Origin of the sequence: Kitasatospora sp. NPDC051705, assembly GCF_044453265.1 — a bacterium.
In the GTDB taxonomy this organism is placed as follows: domain Bacteria; phylum Actinomycetota; class Actinomycetes; order Streptomycetales; family Streptomycetaceae; genus Kitasatospora.
Genome location: NZ_JBITCO010000031.1, coordinates 2,879 through 18,861 on the forward strand (window position 1 = coordinate 2,879; position 15,983 = coordinate 18,861).

At 73.7% G+C, this 15,983-nt stretch carries 14 protein-coding genes; 8 read left to right on the forward strand and 6 right to left on the reverse strand.

Annotation, left to right across the window (positions count from 1 at the left end):
- Window positions 1-118 precede the first annotated feature (118 nt).
- Genes ACIA8Q_RS28890 through ACIA8Q_RS28900 form a run of 3 tightly spaced genes read right to left on the reverse strand, consistent with a single transcriptional unit; the run spans window position 119 to window position 3,768 of the window.
- Complete coding sequence (locus ACIA8Q_RS28890) at window positions 119-2,239, reverse strand: acetoacetate--CoA ligase (protein WP_387908369.1); 2,121 nt, start codon at window positions 2,237-2,239, stop codon at window positions 119-121.
- Between the two features lie 43 nt (window positions 2,240-2,282).
- On the reverse strand, window positions 2,283-2,831 hold the full coding sequence (locus ACIA8Q_RS28895; RefSeq protein ID WP_360218706.1) for an NUDIX domain-containing protein: 549 nt from the start codon (window positions 2,829-2,831) through the stop codon (window positions 2,283-2,285).
- Window positions 2,832-2,865: 34 nt separating this feature from the next.
- Window positions 2,866-3,768, reverse strand: coding sequence for an NUDIX domain-containing protein (locus tag ACIA8Q_RS28900; protein WP_360218703.1), 903 nt, complete (start codon window positions 3,766-3,768; stop codon window positions 2,866-2,868).
- Window positions 3,769-3,927: 159 nt separating this feature from the next.
- Here ACIA8Q_RS28900 and mmuM point away from each other — a divergent pair, with 159 nt between their 5' ends.
- The 6 genes from mmuM to ACIA8Q_RS28930 all read left to right on the forward strand — a co-directional run bounded on the left by mmuM (window position 3,928) and on the right by ACIA8Q_RS28930 (window position 10,935).
- Entirely contained in the window at window positions 3,928-4,872 is a 945-nt protein-coding gene (gene mmuM, locus ACIA8Q_RS28905; protein WP_360218700.1) for a homocysteine S-methyltransferase, read from the forward strand.
- A gap of 118 nt (window positions 4,873-4,990) precedes the next feature.
- Window positions 4,991-5,755 carry an IclR family transcriptional regulator gene (locus ACIA8Q_RS28910; RefSeq protein ID WP_360218697.1) on the forward strand — a complete coding sequence of 255 codons (765 nt, stop codon included), beginning with the start codon at window positions 4,991-4,993 and terminating at the stop codon, window positions 5,753-5,755.
- 273 nt (window positions 5,756-6,028) lie between these two features.
- A complete protein-coding gene (locus ACIA8Q_RS28915; protein ID WP_387908364.1) occupies window positions 6,029-6,766 on the forward strand; it encodes an MIP/aquaporin family protein in 738 nt (245 codons plus the stop codon).
- Between the two features lie 90 nt (window positions 6,767-6,856).
- Window positions 6,857-8,377, forward strand: coding sequence for a glycerol kinase GlpK (glpK, locus tag ACIA8Q_RS28920; RefSeq protein ID WP_360218691.1), 1,521 nt, complete (start codon window positions 6,857-6,859; stop codon window positions 8,375-8,377).
- A gap of 152 nt (window positions 8,378-8,529) precedes the next feature.
- Window positions 8,530-10,125 carry a glycerol-3-phosphate dehydrogenase/oxidase gene (locus ACIA8Q_RS28925; RefSeq protein ID WP_360218688.1) on the forward strand — a complete coding sequence of 532 codons (1,596 nt, stop codon included), beginning with the start codon at window positions 8,530-8,532 and terminating at the stop codon, window positions 10,123-10,125.
- Window positions 10,126-10,437: 312 nt separating this feature from the next.
- Complete coding sequence (locus tag ACIA8Q_RS28930) at window positions 10,438-10,935, forward strand: hypothetical protein (protein ID WP_396317937.1); 498 nt, start codon at window positions 10,438-10,440, stop codon at window positions 10,933-10,935.
- Between the two features lie 55 nt (window positions 10,936-10,990).
- Here the strand turns inward: ACIA8Q_RS28930 and ACIA8Q_RS28935 are convergent, their stop codons facing one another.
- Window positions 10,991-12,211, reverse strand: a complete 1,221-nt coding sequence (locus tag ACIA8Q_RS28935; RefSeq protein WP_396317938.1) for an amidohydrolase family protein — start codon at window positions 12,209-12,211, stop codon at window positions 10,991-10,993.
- Between the two features lie 61 nt (window positions 12,212-12,272).
- Here ACIA8Q_RS28935 and ACIA8Q_RS28940 point away from each other — a divergent pair, with 61 nt between their 5' ends.
- On the forward strand, window positions 12,273-12,893 hold the full coding sequence (locus ACIA8Q_RS28940; RefSeq protein WP_360218682.1) for a TetR/AcrR family transcriptional regulator: 621 nt from the start codon (window positions 12,273-12,275) through the stop codon (window positions 12,891-12,893).
- A 163-nt stretch (window positions 12,894-13,056) separates the two neighbouring features.
- On the opposite strand, the gene ACIA8Q_RS28945 is transcribed toward ACIA8Q_RS28940, so the two are convergent.
- Both ACIA8Q_RS28945 and ACIA8Q_RS28950 read right to left on the reverse strand, forming a co-directional pair.
- The gene (locus tag ACIA8Q_RS28945) at window positions 13,057-14,445 is read right to left on the reverse strand and encodes a gluconate:H+ symporter (protein WP_360218679.1); all 1,389 of its coding nucleotides are present in this window, start codon (window positions 14,443-14,445) and stop codon (window positions 13,057-13,059) included.
- Window positions 14,445-14,999, reverse strand: coding sequence for a gluconokinase (locus ACIA8Q_RS28950; protein WP_396317939.1), 555 nt, complete (start codon window positions 14,997-14,999; stop codon window positions 14,445-14,447). Before ACIA8Q_RS28950 ends, ACIA8Q_RS28945 begins: the two co-directional genes overlap by 1 nt.
- Before the next feature lie 154 nt (window positions 15,000-15,153).
- Between ACIA8Q_RS28950 and ACIA8Q_RS28955 the strand changes: the two genes are divergently transcribed.
- Window positions 15,154-15,849, forward strand: coding sequence for an FCD domain-containing protein (locus ACIA8Q_RS28955; RefSeq protein WP_360218673.1), 696 nt, complete (start codon window positions 15,154-15,156; stop codon window positions 15,847-15,849).
- Window positions 15,850-15,983: the final 134 nt, after the last annotated feature.

Here is a 15,983-nt window from a genome sequence, read left to right on the forward strand (position 1 = left end):
GGCCCGCCCGCCCCGGCCCCCCGCCCCGCCCCCCCCGCGGCGGGGGCCCCCCCCCCCCCGCGGGGGGGCCCGCCCCTCTCGGCGTTCCTCGGCGCGGACCGGCCGCGCCCGGGGTGGGTCAGGACCGGCGGTCGCGGCCGAGCTGCTCGAAGAAGCGCAGGTGGTCGAGGTTGTCGACGGATCCGGGGTTGACGGCCTGCTCCAGCGGCGTGCCGGAGAGCAGGCGCTTGACCGGGACCTCGATCCGCTTGCCGGTGAGGGTGTGCGGGAGGCCGCGGACGGCGATCACCTCGTCCGGGACGTGGCGCGGGGAGAGCTCGGTGCGCAGCGAGGTCCGGATGCGGCCGATCAGGTCGTCGTCGAGGGCGGCGCCGGGGGCGAGGACCACGAACAGCGGCATCCAGTAGCCGCCGTCGGGCTCCTCGAGGCCGATGACCAGGGACTCGGCGATCTCGGGGAGGCGCTCGACGACCTCGTAGATGTCCGAGGAGCCCATCCGCACGCCCTGGCGGTTGAGCGTGGAGTCGGAGCGGCCGTGGATGACGACGGTCCCGCGGGAGGTGACGGTGATCCAGTCGCCGTGGCGCCAGATGCCGGGGTACATGTCGAAGTAGCTGTCGTGGTACCGGGTGCCCTCGGGGTCGTTCCAGAAGCCGGTGGGCATGGACGGGATCGGCTTGGTGACCACGAGTTCGCCGACGGCGTCGGTGAGCGGTTCGCCCCGGACGTCCCAGGACTCGACCGCGGCGCCCAGGCAGGGGGCCTGGATCTCGCCGAGGTACACCGGGAGGGTGGGGACGCCGCCGACGAAGCAGGAGCAGACGTCGGTGCCGCCGCTGACGGAGGCGAGCCAGACGTCCTCCTTGACCTCGTCGTAGATCCAGCGGAAGCCGTCGGGCGGCAGCGGGGAGCCGGTGGTGCCGATGCAGCGGACGGCGGAGAGGTCGAGGTCGCGGCCGGGGTGGAGGTCTGCCTTGCGGCTGGCGATCACGTAGGCGGCGGAGGTGCCGAGCACGGTGGCGCCGGTGCGGGCGGCCACCGACCAGAGGGCGCCGGTGTCGGGGTGGCCGGGGCTGCCGTCGTAGGTGACGATCGTGGCCCCGACCAGGAGGCCGGCCAGCAGGAAGTTCCACATCATCCAGCCGGTGGAGGTGTACCAGAGGAAGCGGTCCCGCGGCCCGAGGTCGAGGTGGAGGCCGGCCTGCTTGAGGTGTTCCAGCAGGATGCCGCCCTGGCTCTGGACGATGGCCTTGGGCAGGCCGGTGGTGCCGGAGGAGTAGAGGACCCAGAGCGGGTGGTCGAACGGGACGGCCTCGAAGACCGGTTCGACGTCGTCGGCGACCAGGTCGTCCCAGTGCAGCGCGCCCTCGGGGGCCGGGGCGCCGAGCAGCGGCACGTGCACGACGGTGTGCAGGCTGGGGAGTTCGCGGCGCAGCTCGGCGACGACCTCGGTGCGGTCGTGGTCCTTGCCGCCGTAGTGGTAGCCGTCGACGGCGAACAGGACGACGGGCTCGATCTGCTGCAGGCGGTCGAGGACGCTGCGGGCGCCGAAGTCGGGGGCGCAGCTAGTCCAGACGGCGCCGACGGCGGCGGTGGCCAGGAGGGCGACGGCGGCCTGCGGGACGTTCGGCAGGTAGGCGCTGACGCGGTCGCCGGGCCGCACGCCCCGGGCCCGCAGGGCGGCGGTCAGCGAGCCGACCTGGCGGCGCAGCTCGGACCAGGTGAGGACGGTCGGCTGCTCGGTGGTCTCGTCGAGGTGCAGGACGGCCGGGCGGTCGGCGTCGGGCGACTTCGCCCCGTCGGGGCCGGGCTCGGCGGCGCGCAGGGCGTGCTCGGCGTAGTTGAGGCGGGCGCCGGGGAACCAGCGGGCGCCGGGCATGGCCGGGTCGGCGAGGACCGTCTCGGGGGCCTCGGTGAAGCGGACGTCGAACCACCGGGTGACCGCGGTCCAGAAGCGGTCGAGGTCGGCCGTGGACCACGCGTGCAGGTCCGCGTAGCGCTGGGCGGCCTGCTGGTCGTCGTCGGCCGGGGCCAGCGGGGCGGCCGGGGCGCCGTGGTGTTCGGCGGCCCAGGCCTGGAAGGCCACCAGGCTGGTGGCGGCGGCGCGAGCGGGGTTCGGGCGCCAGAGCGGCTGGTCCTGGGTGGGGGTGCTCACGGTGGTGGTCTCCCGGCCGGTGGTGGGGACGGGAGTGCTTGTGGCAGGCCCGTCCGGTTGGGCTGTCGGTGCAGACCATGCCATGTGAGCGGCCGCTGCGCCAGGGTCGGCCGGGGGCGTCGGGCGGTCAGAGGGCGTTGGGCAGGCCGGCGAACCAGGAGCGGGAGACGTTGGTGTGGAAGTCCCAGACCAGCGGGGTGTCGGGGGTGGCGAGCAGCCAGCCGTCGGTCTCCTCGGTGGGGTGCGAGGGCGGCAGCTCGGCGAGCGGGCGGGCGGGGAGCAGTCCGCAGAGGAAGACGAAGCGGCCGTACGGGTCGGAGGCCGTGGAGAAGAGGGTGACGTCGGCCGCGTCGGCGAGGATGCCGCTCTCCTCGCGGAGCTCGCGGACGCAGGCCTGCTGCCAGGTCTCGCCGAAGTCCACGTAGCCGCCGGGGAAGGCGAGTTCGCCGTAGCCGGGTTCGATGGTGCGGCGGATGACGACGAGGGCGGGGTCGGCCTCGGGCCGGGTGACCGGGAGGACGGTGATCGCGACCGGGAGCGGGTTGCGGTAGCTGATCTCGGCGCAGCCGGGGCAGGTGCGCGGCCAGTCGCGGGTGCCGGGCGGGTAGGCGGTGCCGCAGAAGTGGCAGTGCGAGAAGGGGTGGTTGACCGGCTGGGCGGCGTCGTCGGTGGTCATGCCCGGATGGTAGCGGCCGACCGGTGGCGGACCGTCAGGGGAGCTCGGGCTCACGGGTGGGGCGCAGCAGGGCGGGGTGGAGGAGGTTGGCGCCGCCCGCGTGGTAGGTGCGGGCGCGGGGGCCGCCACGGGCGCCGCCGCGGGTGGTGGTGGCGCCGGTGCTCTCGACGAAGCCGGGGACGGAGAGCACCTTGCGGTGGAAGTTGCCGGGGTGGAGCTTCTCGTCCCAGACGGCCTCGTAGACGGCGCGCAGGTCGGGGATGGTGAAGTCGTGGGGCAGGAAGGCGGTGGCGAGCGGGCTGTACTCGAGCTTTGCGCGCACCCGGTCGAGGCCGTCGGCCAGGATGCGGGCGTGGTCGAAGGCGAGCGTGCGGGAGGAGGGGCCGGTGGGGCCGCCGACACCACCCCCGTGGGTGTCGGCGGGCCCACCGGCGGCTTGAGGTCCGCCCGGGGACGGGGCGCCCAGGTCGAGGCCGGCGACCGGGTGCCAGACGGCGGCCGCGGCGTCGGTGCCGGCCTCCGGGTCGGGCAGGTCGGGGGCGAAGGCGAGGTAGGCGACGGAGACCACGTGCATGCGCGGGTCGCGGTCGGGGGCGCCGTAGGTGCCGAGCTGCTCGAGGTGGACGCGGCAGAGCGCGGCCTCGACCTCGGAGCCGCCGAGCAGGCCCGTCTCCTCGGCGAGCTCGCGGGCGGCGGCCTGCTCCAGGCTCTCCTCCCCGGCGCGCAGGAAGCCGCCGGGCAGGGCCCAGCAGCCCTGGTACGGCGGGGCGCCGCGTTGGACGAGCAGGACGTGCAGGCTGCCCCGGCGCAAGGTCAGGGCGACCACGTCGACCGTGACCGCGATCGGGGCGTAGGCGCGCGGGTCGTAGGCGGCGAGCCATTCCTGCTCGTTCTCGGGCGCGGTCGGGGGCTGGGTGGACGCGTCGTCCGCTGCCATGGCCGGCTCCTCTCCGCGCTCGCCGCCGTACGGGGTGCTGTCGTTCTCTGGCTGAGCACAACGTAGCGACTGCTTTCCTGGGCGGCAAATGGTTTTCCGGGCCGGCGGGGCCGTCCGGCTCCTAGGCTGTGAGCAGGAACGACCGTCGAGGAGGCCGCCGTGCCCACTGCTCCCCCGTCGGACTTCGCCGCGGCGCTCGCGGCCGGTCCCCTGGTCCTGGACGGCGGGCTGTCGAACCAGCTGGCGGCGGCCGGGCACGACCTGTCGGACGCGCTGTGGTCGGCCCGGCTGCTGGCGGACGCGCCGGAGGCGGTGGTGGCGGCGCACCGGGCGTACTTCGCGGCCGGGGCCGAGGTCGCCATCACCGCGAGCTACCAGGCGAGCTTCGAGGGCTTCGCGCGGCGCGGGGCCGGCCGGGCGGAGGCCGCCCGGCTGCTGGCGCGCAGCGTGGAGCTGGCCCGGGAGGCGGCCCGGACCGAGCCGGGCGGCCGGCGGCGCTGGGTGGCGGCCTCGGTCGGCCCGTACGGGGCGGTGCTGGCGGACGGCTCGGAGTACCGGGGCCGGTACGGGTTGAGCACCGCGGAGCTGGTGGCGTTCCACCGGCCGCGGATGGAGGTGCTGGCGGCGGCGGGGCCGGACGTGCTGGCGCTGGAGACGGTGCCGGACGCCGAGGAGGCGCGGGCGCTGCTGGAGGTGGTGCGCGGGCTGGGGGTGCCGGCCTGGCTGTCGTTCAGCGTGGCGGGCGGGCGGACCAGGGCAGGTCAGCCGCTGGAGGAGGCGTTCGCGCTGGCGGCGGAGGTGGACGAGGTGCTGGCCGTGGGGGTGAACTGCTGCACGCCGCAGGACGCCGACCGGGCGGTGGCGCTGGCGGCCGGGGTGAGCGGGAAGCCGGTGGTGGTCTACCCGAACAGCGGGGAGGAGTGGGACGCCGCCGGGCGCGACTGGCGCGGCGAGCCGACGTTCCGCTCGGCGCGGGTGGGGGGCTGGCTGGCGGACGGGGCCCGGCTGGTGGGCGGCTGCTGCCGGGTGGGCCCGGACGGGATCGCCGCGCTGGCGGCGGAGGTGGCGGTGCTCCGGACGCAGCGCGCGCGGGCCGCAGGTTGACGGGGATCCGACGCGGATCACCGAGGGGGAAGGTGCACGGACGGCCGAGGGCCTGGCAGACTCGTCCCGTCACCACTGCGGTCGACAATGTCGACCGCCTGTCAGCGCGGAGGTACCCATGCCCGGCCCGATCCAGTCGCTCTCCCGGGCCGCCGCCATCTTGCGCCTGCTGGCGGGCGGTGAGCGCCGTCTGGGCCTGTCCGAGGTCGCGACGGCGCTGGACCTCGCCAAGGGCACCGCGCACGGCATCCTGCGCACGCTGCAGCAGGAGGGGTTCGTCGAACAGGACCCGGAGAGCGGCAAGTACCAGCTGGGCGCCGAGCTGCTGCGGCTGGGGCAGAGCTACCTGGACGTGCACGAGCTGCGGGCACGGGCCCTGGTCTGGGCCGACGACCTGGCCCGGGCGGCCGGCGAGACCGTCTACCTGGGGGTGCTGCACCAGCAGGGCGTGCTGATCGTGCACCACGTGTTCCGGCCGGACGACACCCGGCAGGTGCTGGAGGTGGGCTCGATGCAGCCGCTGCACAGCACCGCGCTGGGCAAGGTGCTGCTGGCCTACGACCCGGTCGCGCGCGGCGAGTTGGGCGACGGGCCGTACCAGCCGTACACGCTGCGCACGCTCACCGAGGCGGCCGACGTGGACGCCGAGAGCGCGCTGACCAGGGAACGTGGCTGGGCGGACTCGGTGGAGGAGACCTGGGAGGGCGTCGCCTCGATCGGCGCGCTGATCCAGGACCGGCGGCGCAACCCGGTGGGCGCGGTGTGCATCAGCGGCCCGGTGGAGCGGGTCTGCGAGGACGGCTTCGTGAAGCCCTCGCTGGTGGCCTCGGTGCGCAGCGCGGCGCGGGCGATCTCCCGCGATCTGGGCGCCGGGCGGTTCTGACACCCGGGGCGTTTTCGTCACGCTGAGGCGCGGACGGGCTGGAGGCCTGTCCGCGCCTTGGCGTTTTGCCCCGGTTCGGGGCGCTCCGCTGGGTAACTTCGAGGCAAGGGTCACAGCTGCGTAACCCCTGCTTGACGCGGAGCCGACCTGGGGAGGAAGCTTCCGCATGACGGTCGACATTGTCGAACGATGGCCGGGAAGATCACTCCCACGATGCGCTCACCCGCACAGCGATCGCCCGGCCTCCTTCCCCCACCCGCACCTCCGGGCCATATGGACAAGGGAGTCTTTGTGTCCGCGTTCTCCAACGGCGACGTCTTCGTCGGCGAAACCCTCGGCACCGCCGCCCTGATACTTCTCGGTGGCGGCGTCTGCGCCGCTGTGACCCTCAAGAAGTCGAAGGCCGTCAACGCCGGCTGGCTGGCGATCACCTTCGGCTGGGGCTTCGCGGTCCTGATCGCCGCCTACATGTCGGCTCCGAAGTCCGGCGCGCACCTCAACCCGGCCGTCACCATCGCCCTCGCCATCAAGAGCGGCGACTGGAGCCAGGTCCCGCTCTACCTGGGCTCCCAGATGCTCGGCGCGATCATCGGCGCCGTTCTGGTCTGGGCCACCTACCTCGGCCAGTTCCAGGCCAACCAGGAGCCCACGCTCGGCATCTTCTCGACCGGTCCCGAGATCCGGAACCCGGTCCAGAACGTGCTCACCGAGGTCATCGGCACCTTCGTGCTCTGCTTCGCGATCCTCACCATCGGCACCAACACCGGGCTCTCGCAGACCGGCACCGGCACCCTGATGGTCGCCTTCACCGTCGTCGGCATCGGCCTCTCGCTGGGCGGCCCGACCGGCTACGCCATCAACCCGGCCCGCGACCTGGGCCCGCGCATCGCGCACGCCCTGCTGCCGATCCCCAACAAGGGCGGCTCCGACTGGTCGTACGCCTGGGTCCCGGTGGTCGGCCCGCTGATCGGCGGCGCGCTCGCCGGCGGTCTGTACAACGCGATGTTCTAGGCCGGGTTCGAACCCGCCGAGCACGGGGACTGACCCCTGCGTCAGGCCCACCCACCCCGTATCCCCCGAACCCCGAGCCGAGGACCCTCCATGACCTCCACTGGCAACTACATCGCCGCGATCGACCAGGGCACCACCTCCAGCCGCTGCATCATCTTCGGCGCCGACGGCCGGATCGTCTCCGTCGACCAGCAGGAGCACCGGCAGATCTTCCCGCAGCCCGGCTACGTCGAGCACGACGCCGCCGAGATCTGGACCCGGGTGCAGTCCGTCGTCCGCGGCGCGCTGGAGAAGGCCGGTCTGACCAAGGACGACATCCGCGCGATCGGCATCACCAACCAGCGCGAGACCACCGTCCTGTGGGACAAGAACACCGGCGAGCCGGTGCACAACGCGCTGGTGTGGCAGGACACCCGCACCGAGGGCCTCTGCCGCGAGCTCGGCCGCAACGTCGGCCAGGACCGCTTCCGCCGCGAGACCGGCCTCCCGCTGGCCAGCTACTTCGCCGGCCCGAAGATCCGCTGGCTGCTGGACAACGTCGAGGGCCTGCGCGAGCGCGCCGAGGCCGGCGACATCCTGTTCGGCACCATGGACACCTGGGTCATCTGGAACCTCACCGGTGGTGTCGACGGCGGCAAGCACGTCACCGACGTCACCAACGCCAGCCGCACCATGCTGATGAACCTCAAGACCCTGGCCTGGGACGAGAGCATCGCCGAGTCGATGGGCGTGCCGATGGCCGTCCTGCCGGAGATCCGCTCCTCCGCCGAGGTCTACGGCGAGGCCGTCGGCGACCTGGCCGGCGTCCCGGTCGCGTCCGCGCTCGGCGACCAGCAGGCCGCCCTGTTCGGCCAGACCTGCTTCAACGAGGGCGAGGCCAAGTCCACCTACGGGACCGGCACCTTCCTGCTGCTCAACACCGGCGAGAAGATCGTCAACTCGTACCACGGCCTGCTGACCACCGTCGGCTACCGGATCGGCGACCAGGCCCCGGTGTACGCCCTGGAAGGCTCCATCGCCGTCACCGGCTCGCTCGTCCAGTGGCTGCGCGACCAGCTCGGCATCATCTCCACCGCCGCCGAGATCGAGACCCTCGCCAACACCGTCGAGGACAACGGCGGCGCCTACTTCGTCCCGGCGTTCTCCGGCCTGTTCGCCCCGTACTGGCGCTCCGACGCCCGCGGTGTGATCGCCGGCCTCACCCGGTACGTCACCAAGGGCCACCTGGCCCGGGCCGTCCTGGAGGCCACCGCCTGGCAGACCCGCGAGGTCGTCGACGCCATGCAGAAGGACTCCGGCGTCGAGCTCACCGCCCTCAAGGTCGACGGCGGCATGACCAGCAACAACCTGCTCATGCAGAACATCGCCGACGTCCTGGACGCCCCGGTCGAGCGCCCGTACGTGGCCGAGACCACCGCCCTCGGCGCCGCCTACGCGGCCGGTCTCGCCGTCGGCTTCTGGAACGACCTCGACACCCTGCGGGCCAACTGGCACCGCGCCGCCGAGTGGACCCCGCGCATGGACGAGGCCACCCGGGAGCGCGAGTACAAGAAGTGGCTCAAGGCCGTGGAGCGCACCATGGGCTGGGTGGAGGAGGAAGAGACCGACTGATCGACGAGCCGGTCGGGGCCCCGGGCCCCGACCGGCAAGTTCCGTTTCACCGGCCCGCCGCACCGGGCCGACCGGCCTCTCCCGCAGGGGCCGCACCGCACACGAGAGGAGTAACGGCGCCGCCCGACCCGCGCGCGCCGTACACAACCACCATGGCAACCATCCCGACCCTGGGCGCCGAGCGCTTCGCCGGCCGCACCGCCTCCCGCGCCGAGACCCGCGAGCTGCTCGGCAAGGCCACCTACGACCTGCTGGTGATCGGGGGCGGCATCCTCGGCACGGCCGTCGCCTGGACCGCGTCCCAGGCCGGACTGAAGGTCGCCATGGTCGACGGCGGCGACTTCGCCGGCGCCACCTCCAGCGCCTCCTCCAAGCTCGTCCACGGCGGCCTGCGCTACCTGCAGACCGGCGCCGTCAAGCTGGTCGCCGAGAACCACAAGGAGCGCCGCGCGCTCGCCACCGACGTGGCCCCGCACCTGGTCAACCCGCTGACCTTCTTCGTGCCGGTCTACAAGGGCGGCCCGCACAGCGCGCCCAAGCTCGGCGCCGGCGTCTTCCTCTACTCCGCGCTGTCCGCCTTCCGCGACGGCATGGGCCGGGTCTCCACCGCCGCCCACGCCGCCCAGCAGGTGCCCGCGCTGCGCACCGAGGGCCTGCGCTCGGTGGCCGTCTACGGCGACCACCAGATGAACGACTCGCGCGTCGCGGTGATGACCGTGCGCGCCGCCGTCGACGCCGGCGCCGTGGTGCTCAACCACGCCGAGGTCACCGGCCTGCGCTTCACCGGCGGCCGGGTCACCGGCGCCGAGGTGCGCGACCGCCTGGACGGCACCGAGTTCGGCGTCGACGCCCGCCTGGTGCTCAACGCCACCGGCCCGTGGGTCGACCACCTGCGCCGGATGGAGGACGCCGGCGCCGCGCCGTCGATCCGCCTCTCCAAGGGCGCCCACGTCGTCGTCAAGCGCCGCTCGCCGTGGCGCGCCGCGCTCACCATCCCGATCGACAAGTACCGCGTCTCCTTCGCCATCCCGTGGGAGGACCACGTCCTGCTCGGCACCACCGACGAGGAGTACACCGGCGACCCGCAGGACGTCCGGGCCACCGACGCGGACATCGACCAGATCATGGGCGAGGCCGCTCACGCCATCCGCGACGAGCACCTCGACCGCGACCTGATCACCTACGCCTTCGCCGGCCTGCGGGTGCTCCCCGGCGGCCCCGGCGACACCGCCGCCGCCAAGCGCGAGACCGTCGTCACCGAGGGCAAGGGCGGCATGCTCTCCGTCGCCGGCGGCAAGTGGACCACCTACCGGCACATCGGCCGCACCGTGCTGGAGAAGCTGGCCCACGTGCCGGGCACCACGCTCGGCGAGGACATGTCCCCGATCGCCGCGACCGTGCCGCTGCCGGGCGTCGGTGCGCCGAACGCCGTCGCGCACCGGCTGCTGATCGACCGCGAGCCCGGCTCGCGGATGGAGCCGCTGGTGGCCAAGCACCTCGCCAGCCACTACGGCACCCTCTCCTTCGAGATCGCCCGCATGATCGACGAGAACCCGGAGCTGGGCCGCCCGATCCACGAGGACGGGCCGGACGTCTGGGCGCAGGTCGCCTACGCGGCCGACAACGAGTGGGCGTACACGGCGGACGACGTGCTGCGCCGCCGCACCACGATGACCGTGCGCGGGCTGGACACGCCGGAGATCCGGGACGAGGTCGAGGCCTTCCTCGCGAAGCGCGGAACCAAGTAAGAGCAGCCTCGCGAAGCGCGGAACCACGTAAGAGCAGCCTCGCGGCGAAGCGCGGAGGCGAGTAGGCGCAGCCTCGCGAAGCGCGCCGACCGCGTGGGCGGGACGGATCCGTGCCAAGGGCGGACACTCCGGGGTTTCCCGGGTGTCCGCCCTTCCGCTGTGGCGGATGCGCCGTCCGTCACGATCGCATCAAGTTCCCCGGAGGATCTTCGGGGTCTGGGCGGATTCGTCCCGACTTGCCGTGATCATCTGCCCCGGTGATCTTCCCTATGCTCCGGATCGCTCCGACCAAGAGCGAGTCAAGGAGTACCCATGCATCCCCCGATCGAGTGGGTTCGTCGTCGTCCGGCCGCCCTGGACCGGCCGACGGCCCCGGGACGGCCGGTCGCGGCCGCGCTGGCGGCGGTCCTCTCGGCCGCCCTGGTGGCCGGGTGCGGCGGCCCGTCGGACGCCGAGCTGGAGTACGCGGGCGACTACGCCGCCCACCTGCACCTGGAGGTCACCGGGTACCCCGTCACCGAGACGCTGGGCCTGGTCCAGCAGGTAATGTGGCGGCTCGCGGACGGATCCCGCGACCGGCTGGCGAAGCTCGGCACCACGGACGGCGGGGACGCCGGCGTCACCTCGGACGCCTGGATCCGCGAGTACCGCCGGGGCGCCCAGGGGCCGGTCACCGCCGACTTCCAGGACGACCCGACGCAGCGGCAGACCGTCGTGCTCACCTTCCACGACACCGGCCAGGTCAAGGAGCTGCTGCTCCGGCCGGCGGGGCGGGACGGCGGGGACGGCTGGCAGGTCGTCCTGAGGTAGCGGGGCCGGGGCAGCAAGGGACGCCCCGAGGGTGGTGTCCGCCCTTCCGGTTCGGTCAGACGAGCGTGCCGGCCTTGATCACGTGGCGCAGGTGGCGGTCGGGGCGGGTGAGGACGGCGAGGTCGGCGAGCGGGTCGCCGTCCACGACGAGCAGGTCGGCGTGCGCACCCGGGGCGAGGGTGCCGATCTCGCCCTCCAGGCCGAGCAGCCGGGCGGCGGTGGTGGTCGCCGAGCGGAGCACGTCGGCGGCCGGCTGCACCCGGGCGCGGAGGGTGAACTCCTCGAGCTGGGCGGGGTGCAGCGGGCCGAGCAGGTCACTGCCGTAGACCAGGTTGACGCCCGCGCGGTGGGCGCGTTCGAGGGCGGCGAGGCCCTGGTCGCGGACCTCGGCGAGCTTGCCGAGGGAGGCGGGCGGGAGGCCGGAGCGGGCCCCGAGCCGTGCGGTCTGCTCGTAGGCGACCAGGGTGGGCACCAGGTAGGCGTCCTTCTCCAGGAGCAGCGCGACGGTGCCGTCGTCCAGCAGGTTGCCGTGCTCGACGCAGCGCACCCCGGCGCGCAGGGCGCGGTCGATCGCGCGCGGGTGGTAGGCGTGCACGGTGACGTAGCGGTTGTGGTTCTCCGCCTCCTCGACGGCCGCGCGGATCTCCTCCTCGCTGTACTGGACGGCGGCGATCTCGTCGTGCGGGGAGGCGACGCCGCCGGAGAGCAGCACCTTGAGGTGCCGGGCGCCCTTGCGGAACTCGTCCCGGGCCGCGGCGCGGACGGCGTCGACGCCGTCCGCGATCCGCCCGAAGTTCGGGCGGGACTCGCAGCAGGGCAGGGCGTCGTCCCCGCGCGGGCGCAGGTCGCCGTGGCCGCCGGTCTGGGAGAGCGCCTTGCCGCCGTGGAGCAGGCGGGGGCCGAGCGCGAGCCCCTCGTCCAGGGCACGGGCCATGCCGTGGTCGGCGCCGCCGACGTCGCGGACGGTGGTGAAGCCGCGGCGCAGCATGCGTTCGGCCTCGGCGAGGGCGCGGACGGTGGCGTAGCCGGGGGTCCAGTTCGCGACGTCGTGCAGGTCGAGGGTGGTGACCAGCAGGTGGACGTGCGCGTCGATCAGGCCGGGCAGCACGGTGGCACCGGCGGCGTCGAGCACCCGGACGTCCTCGCCCGCGGCGGGCGGTCGCCCGGTGCCGGTGGCGGTGATCCGGCCGTCGGCGGCCTCCAGCCAGCCGCGGTCGGTGCGGGTGCCGTCCTCGGGGTGGAGCAGGTGGGCGTCGGTGATCAGCAGTCGGCTCATGGCGGTGGTCCTCCCCGGTTTCAATACGACCTGTATTGAATACACCATGTATCGTTCTGCTGTGAACCCGCCCCCCGTCGATGCCACCGCCCCCAAGCCGCCCCGCCGCCGCGTCCACACCCGGGCCCGGCTGCTGGCCGCGGCCGGCGAACTCTTCCTCACCGTCGGCTTCGCGCGGACGAGCATCGAGGACGTCTGCGCCGCAGCCGGATACACCCGCGGCGCCTTCTACTCGAACTTCGCCGGCAAGGAGGACCTGCTGCTGGCGCTCTTCGACGACCAGGCCACCGAGCGGATGGCCGAACTGGAGAAACTGGCCGCCGTCCGCGCCGCGCTCACCCCGGCCGAACGGGCCCGGGTGCTGGTCGAGGCGCTGCTGAGGGTCGAACCGGCGGAAACCGGGTGGATCCTGCTCTTCCTGGAGTTCCGGCTGGTCGCCGCCCGCAGCGAGGGGCTGGCGGAGCAGGTCGCCGCGCACGACCACGCCGTCTCCGCGGCGCTGGCCGAGGTGCTGGAGCGGGCGCTGCCGGAACTGGTGCCGCCCGGCGCCACCGCCCGGCAGGCCGCCGCCGTGATCCTGGCCGCGCGCGAGGGGCTGCTGGCCCGGACGGCGGCCGGCGGCGCGGTGGCCGACGACCTGCTGGACGCGACGGCGGCCGTGCTCGCCGGGCTGCTGGGCTGAGCCGGGCCCGGACCGCGACGCCGGGCCCCGACCGCGACGCCGGGCCCGCGACGCGCCCGGGGGCGGCACCCGTACGGTACGGGTGCCGCCCCCGGGCGGCGCTTCCTGCGCGAGCCGGTGCCCGGCCCCACGGCCGGGCACCGGACAGGCCCTGCGGACGGGCCTAGACGATCAGGCTGAGCGGCATGATCAGGGCGATCGCGACGACCGAGATCACCGTCTCCATCACGGACCAGGACTTCAGCGTCTGGCCGACGCTCATCCCGAAGTACTCCTTCACCAGCCAGAAGCCGGCGTCGTTGACGTGCGACAGGAAGAGCGAGCCGGCGCCGATCGCGAGCACCAGCAGGGCCGCGTGGGTCGAGGACATGTCCGCGGCGAGCGGGGCGACGATGCCGGCCGCGGTGATCGTGGCGACCGTGGCCGACCCGGTGGCCAGCCGGATCAGGACCGCGATCAGCCAGCCCAGCAGCAGCGCGGAGATGTGCCACTTGCTCGACCACTCGCTGACCGCGTTGCCGACGCCGACGTCGATCAGGGTCTGCTTGAAGCCGCCGCCCGCACCGACGATGAAGACTATGCCGGCGATCGGGCCGAGCGACCTGCCGACGGTCTCGGAGATCCGCGCCTTGTCGAACCCGGCCGCCCGGCCGAGGGTCAGCATGCCGAGCAGGGTCGCGGCGAGCAGTGCTATCAGCGGTGAGCCGACGAAGTCGAACACCCGCTGGACCATCGCCTTCGGGTCGTCGATCACCACGTCGGCGAGCGCCTTGCCGAGCATCAGCACGACCGGCAGCAGGATGGTGGCCAGCACCGCCCCGAAGGACGGCGTGCGCTCGGGCCGGGCCGTCTCCTCCGGCGCGGTGGCCTTCGGGATCTCCAACGGGCCCACCCAGCGCTCCGCGACCCGGGCGAACAGCGGGCCGGCGACGATCAGGGTCGGCACGGCGATCAGCAGACCGAGCGCCAGGGTGACCCCGAGGTCGGCCTTCAGCGCGTCGACGGCGACCAGCGGGCCCGGGTGCGGGGGCACCAGGCCGTGCAGCACCGAGAGCCCGGCCAGCGCGGGGATGCCGATCCGGATCAGCGGCACGTTGCCGCGGCGGGCGACCAGCAGCACGATCGGGATCAGCAGGACGACACCGACCTCGAAGAACAGCGGCAGGCCGAGGACGGCGGCGATCAGCGCCATCGCCCAGGGCAGCGCCCGGTTCCCGGACCGGGCCAGCACGGTGTCCGCGATGGTGTTGGCGCCGCCGGAGTCGGCGAGCAGCTTGCCGAGCATCGCGCCCAGGCCGATCAGCAGGCCGACGCCGGCCACCGTGGCGCCGAAGCCCGTGGAGAAACTGCTCAGCAGCTTGTCGAAGGGAACGCCCGCGACGGCGGCCAGCAGGCCCGAGCCGAGCGTCAGGGCGAGGAAGGGGTGCAGCTTCAGCCTGGTGATCAGCAGGACGATCGCACCGATGCTGAGCAGGACCGCCACCAGCAGCTGGGTGTCGCTGTCGGTGTGCGGCAGGGCCGGTGGGGCGGCCGCGAGGAGGGTGGGGGACATCACGCGAGGTCTCCATTGACCGGCCGCAGCAGCGCCACGGCCATCTCGACGAGTTCTTCTGGGGACGGTCCGACGTCCAGGACGGCGCCGTGCTCGTCGACGCCCAGGGGTTCGAGGGCGGCGTACTGCGATTCGAGCAGCGACGGCGGCATGAAGTGGCCGGTGCGGTGGACGAGCCGGTCCTCGACCAGCTCGTGACCACCGCTGAGGTGCAGGAAGAAGGCGCCCGGGCAGGCCGCGCGCAGGGTGTCGCGGTAGCGGTGCTTCAACGCCGAACAGGTGACCACGCCGCCGGTGCCGGCCCGGGCCCGCCTCCCCAGCCAGGCGCCGAGGGCCTGCAGCCAGGGGCCGCGGTCCTCGTCGTCCAGCGGGACGCCGGCCGACATCTTGGCGATGTTGGCCGGCGGGTGGAAGTCGTCCGCCTCCGCGTAGGGGAGGCCGAGGCGGTCGGCCAGGAGGCGGGCCAGGGTGGTCTTGCCGACACCGGAGACGCCCATCACCACGACGGTGAGGGGGCCTTCCGGGACGGCGTGGTTCTCGACGCTGAGAGCCATGGGTGGTGCTCCTTCGTTGCCTGGCCGTCACTATCGCCCCAAAGATATGACGTATTCAAGTCTCGGAAACCAAATCGTCATACTTTTGGGCTGTGGAGTGGGTCGCAGTGGAGGCGGCCGGGAGGAGGCCGGGGGCGGGCCCTAGGCTGGACGGATGGAGATCCAGGGACTGCCCGGCCGGCTGCTCGACGAACTCGGGCCGGCGATCGCGTCCGGGGAGATCCCCGAGGGCGCGGTACTGCGCGGCGAGGAACTCGAGGACCGCTTCGGCGTCTCCCGGACGGTCGTCCGGGAGGCGGTGCGGATCCTGGAGGGGATGCGCCTGGTGGCCTCCCGCCGACGGGTCGGCATCACCGTGCAGCCCAAGTCGGTCTGGGACGTCTTCGACCCGCTGGTGATCCGCTGGCGCCTCGCCGGCGCCGACCGCTCGGCCCAGCTGCGCTCCCTCGGCTCCCTGCGGGTCGCCGTCGAACCGGCCGCCGCCGCGCTCGCCGCGGCCCACGCGAGCGACGACGACCGGCGACGACTCAGCGCGCTCGCCGTCGAGTTGACCATGTCCGCCCGGGCCGCCGACCTGACCACCTTCCTCCGGCACGACATCGACTTCCACGCCACCGTGCTGCGCGCCTCCGGCAACGAGATGTTCGCCCACCTCGGCGACACCGTGGGGGCGGTGCTCACCGGGCGGACCGAGTACCATCTGATGCCCCATCAACCGGAGCCGTACGCGATCCGGTTGCACCGCGAGGTCGCGGAGGCGATCTGCGCGGGGGACGCCGTCCGGGCCGAGCAGGGGATGCGGACGATCGTGACCGGCGCGCTGGAGGAGCTCAACCAGCAACTGGGCTGAGCGCGGTCGACGGGCCGGGAGGTGCCGGGCCGCGGTACCCCGGCCGCGGGCGTGCCCGGCCGGGGCGTGCCCGGCCGCGAGCGCCGGGTGAATCGGCCCGGATCACATGATTTGGCGGCAGTTCGGTCGATTCT

Bases quoted from the DNA above. Each gene is read 5' to 3' on its own strand.
- ACIA8Q_RS28890 (WP_387908369.1), bottom strand. From the start codon at position 2,239: ATGGCATGGTCTGCACCGACAGCCCAACCGGACGGGCCTGCCACAAGC.
- ACIA8Q_RS28895 (WP_360218706.1), bottom strand. From the start codon at position 2,831: ATGACCACCGACGACGCCGCCCAGCCGGTCAACCACCCCTTCTCGCAC.
- ACIA8Q_RS28900 (WP_360218703.1), bottom strand. From the start codon at position 3,768: ATGGCAGCGGACGACGCGTCCACCCAGCCCCCGACCGCGCCCGAGAAC.
- ACIA8Q_RS28910 (WP_360218697.1), top strand. From the start codon at position 4,991: ATGCCCGGCCCGATCCAGTCGCTCTCCCGGGCCGCCGCCATCTTGCGC.
- ACIA8Q_RS28915 (WP_387908364.1), top strand. From the start codon at position 6,029: ATGGACAAGGGAGTCTTTGTGTCCGCGTTCTCCAACGGCGACGTCTTC.
- glpK (WP_360218691.1), top strand. From the start codon at position 6,857: ATGACCTCCACTGGCAACTACATCGCCGCGATCGACCAGGGCACCACC.
- ACIA8Q_RS28925 (WP_360218688.1), top strand. From the start codon at position 8,530: ATGGCAACCATCCCGACCCTGGGCGCCGAGCGCTTCGCCGGCCGCACC.
- ACIA8Q_RS28930 (WP_396317937.1), top strand. From the start codon at position 10,438: ATGCATCCCCCGATCGAGTGGGTTCGTCGTCGTCCGGCCGCCCTGGAC.
- ACIA8Q_RS28935 (WP_396317938.1), bottom strand. From the start codon at position 12,211: ATGAGCCGACTGCTGATCACCGACGCCCACCTGCTCCACCCCGAGGAC.
- ACIA8Q_RS28945 (WP_360218679.1), bottom strand. From the start codon at position 14,445: ATGTCCCCCACCCTCCTCGCGGCCGCCCCACCGGCCCTGCCGCACACC.
- ACIA8Q_RS28950 (WP_396317939.1), bottom strand. From the start codon at position 14,999: ATGGCTCTCAGCGTCGAGAACCACGCCGTCCCGGAAGGCCCCCTCACC.
- ACIA8Q_RS28955 (WP_360218673.1), top strand. From the start codon at position 15,154: ATGGAGATCCAGGGACTGCCCGGCCGGCTGCTCGACGAACTCGGGCCG.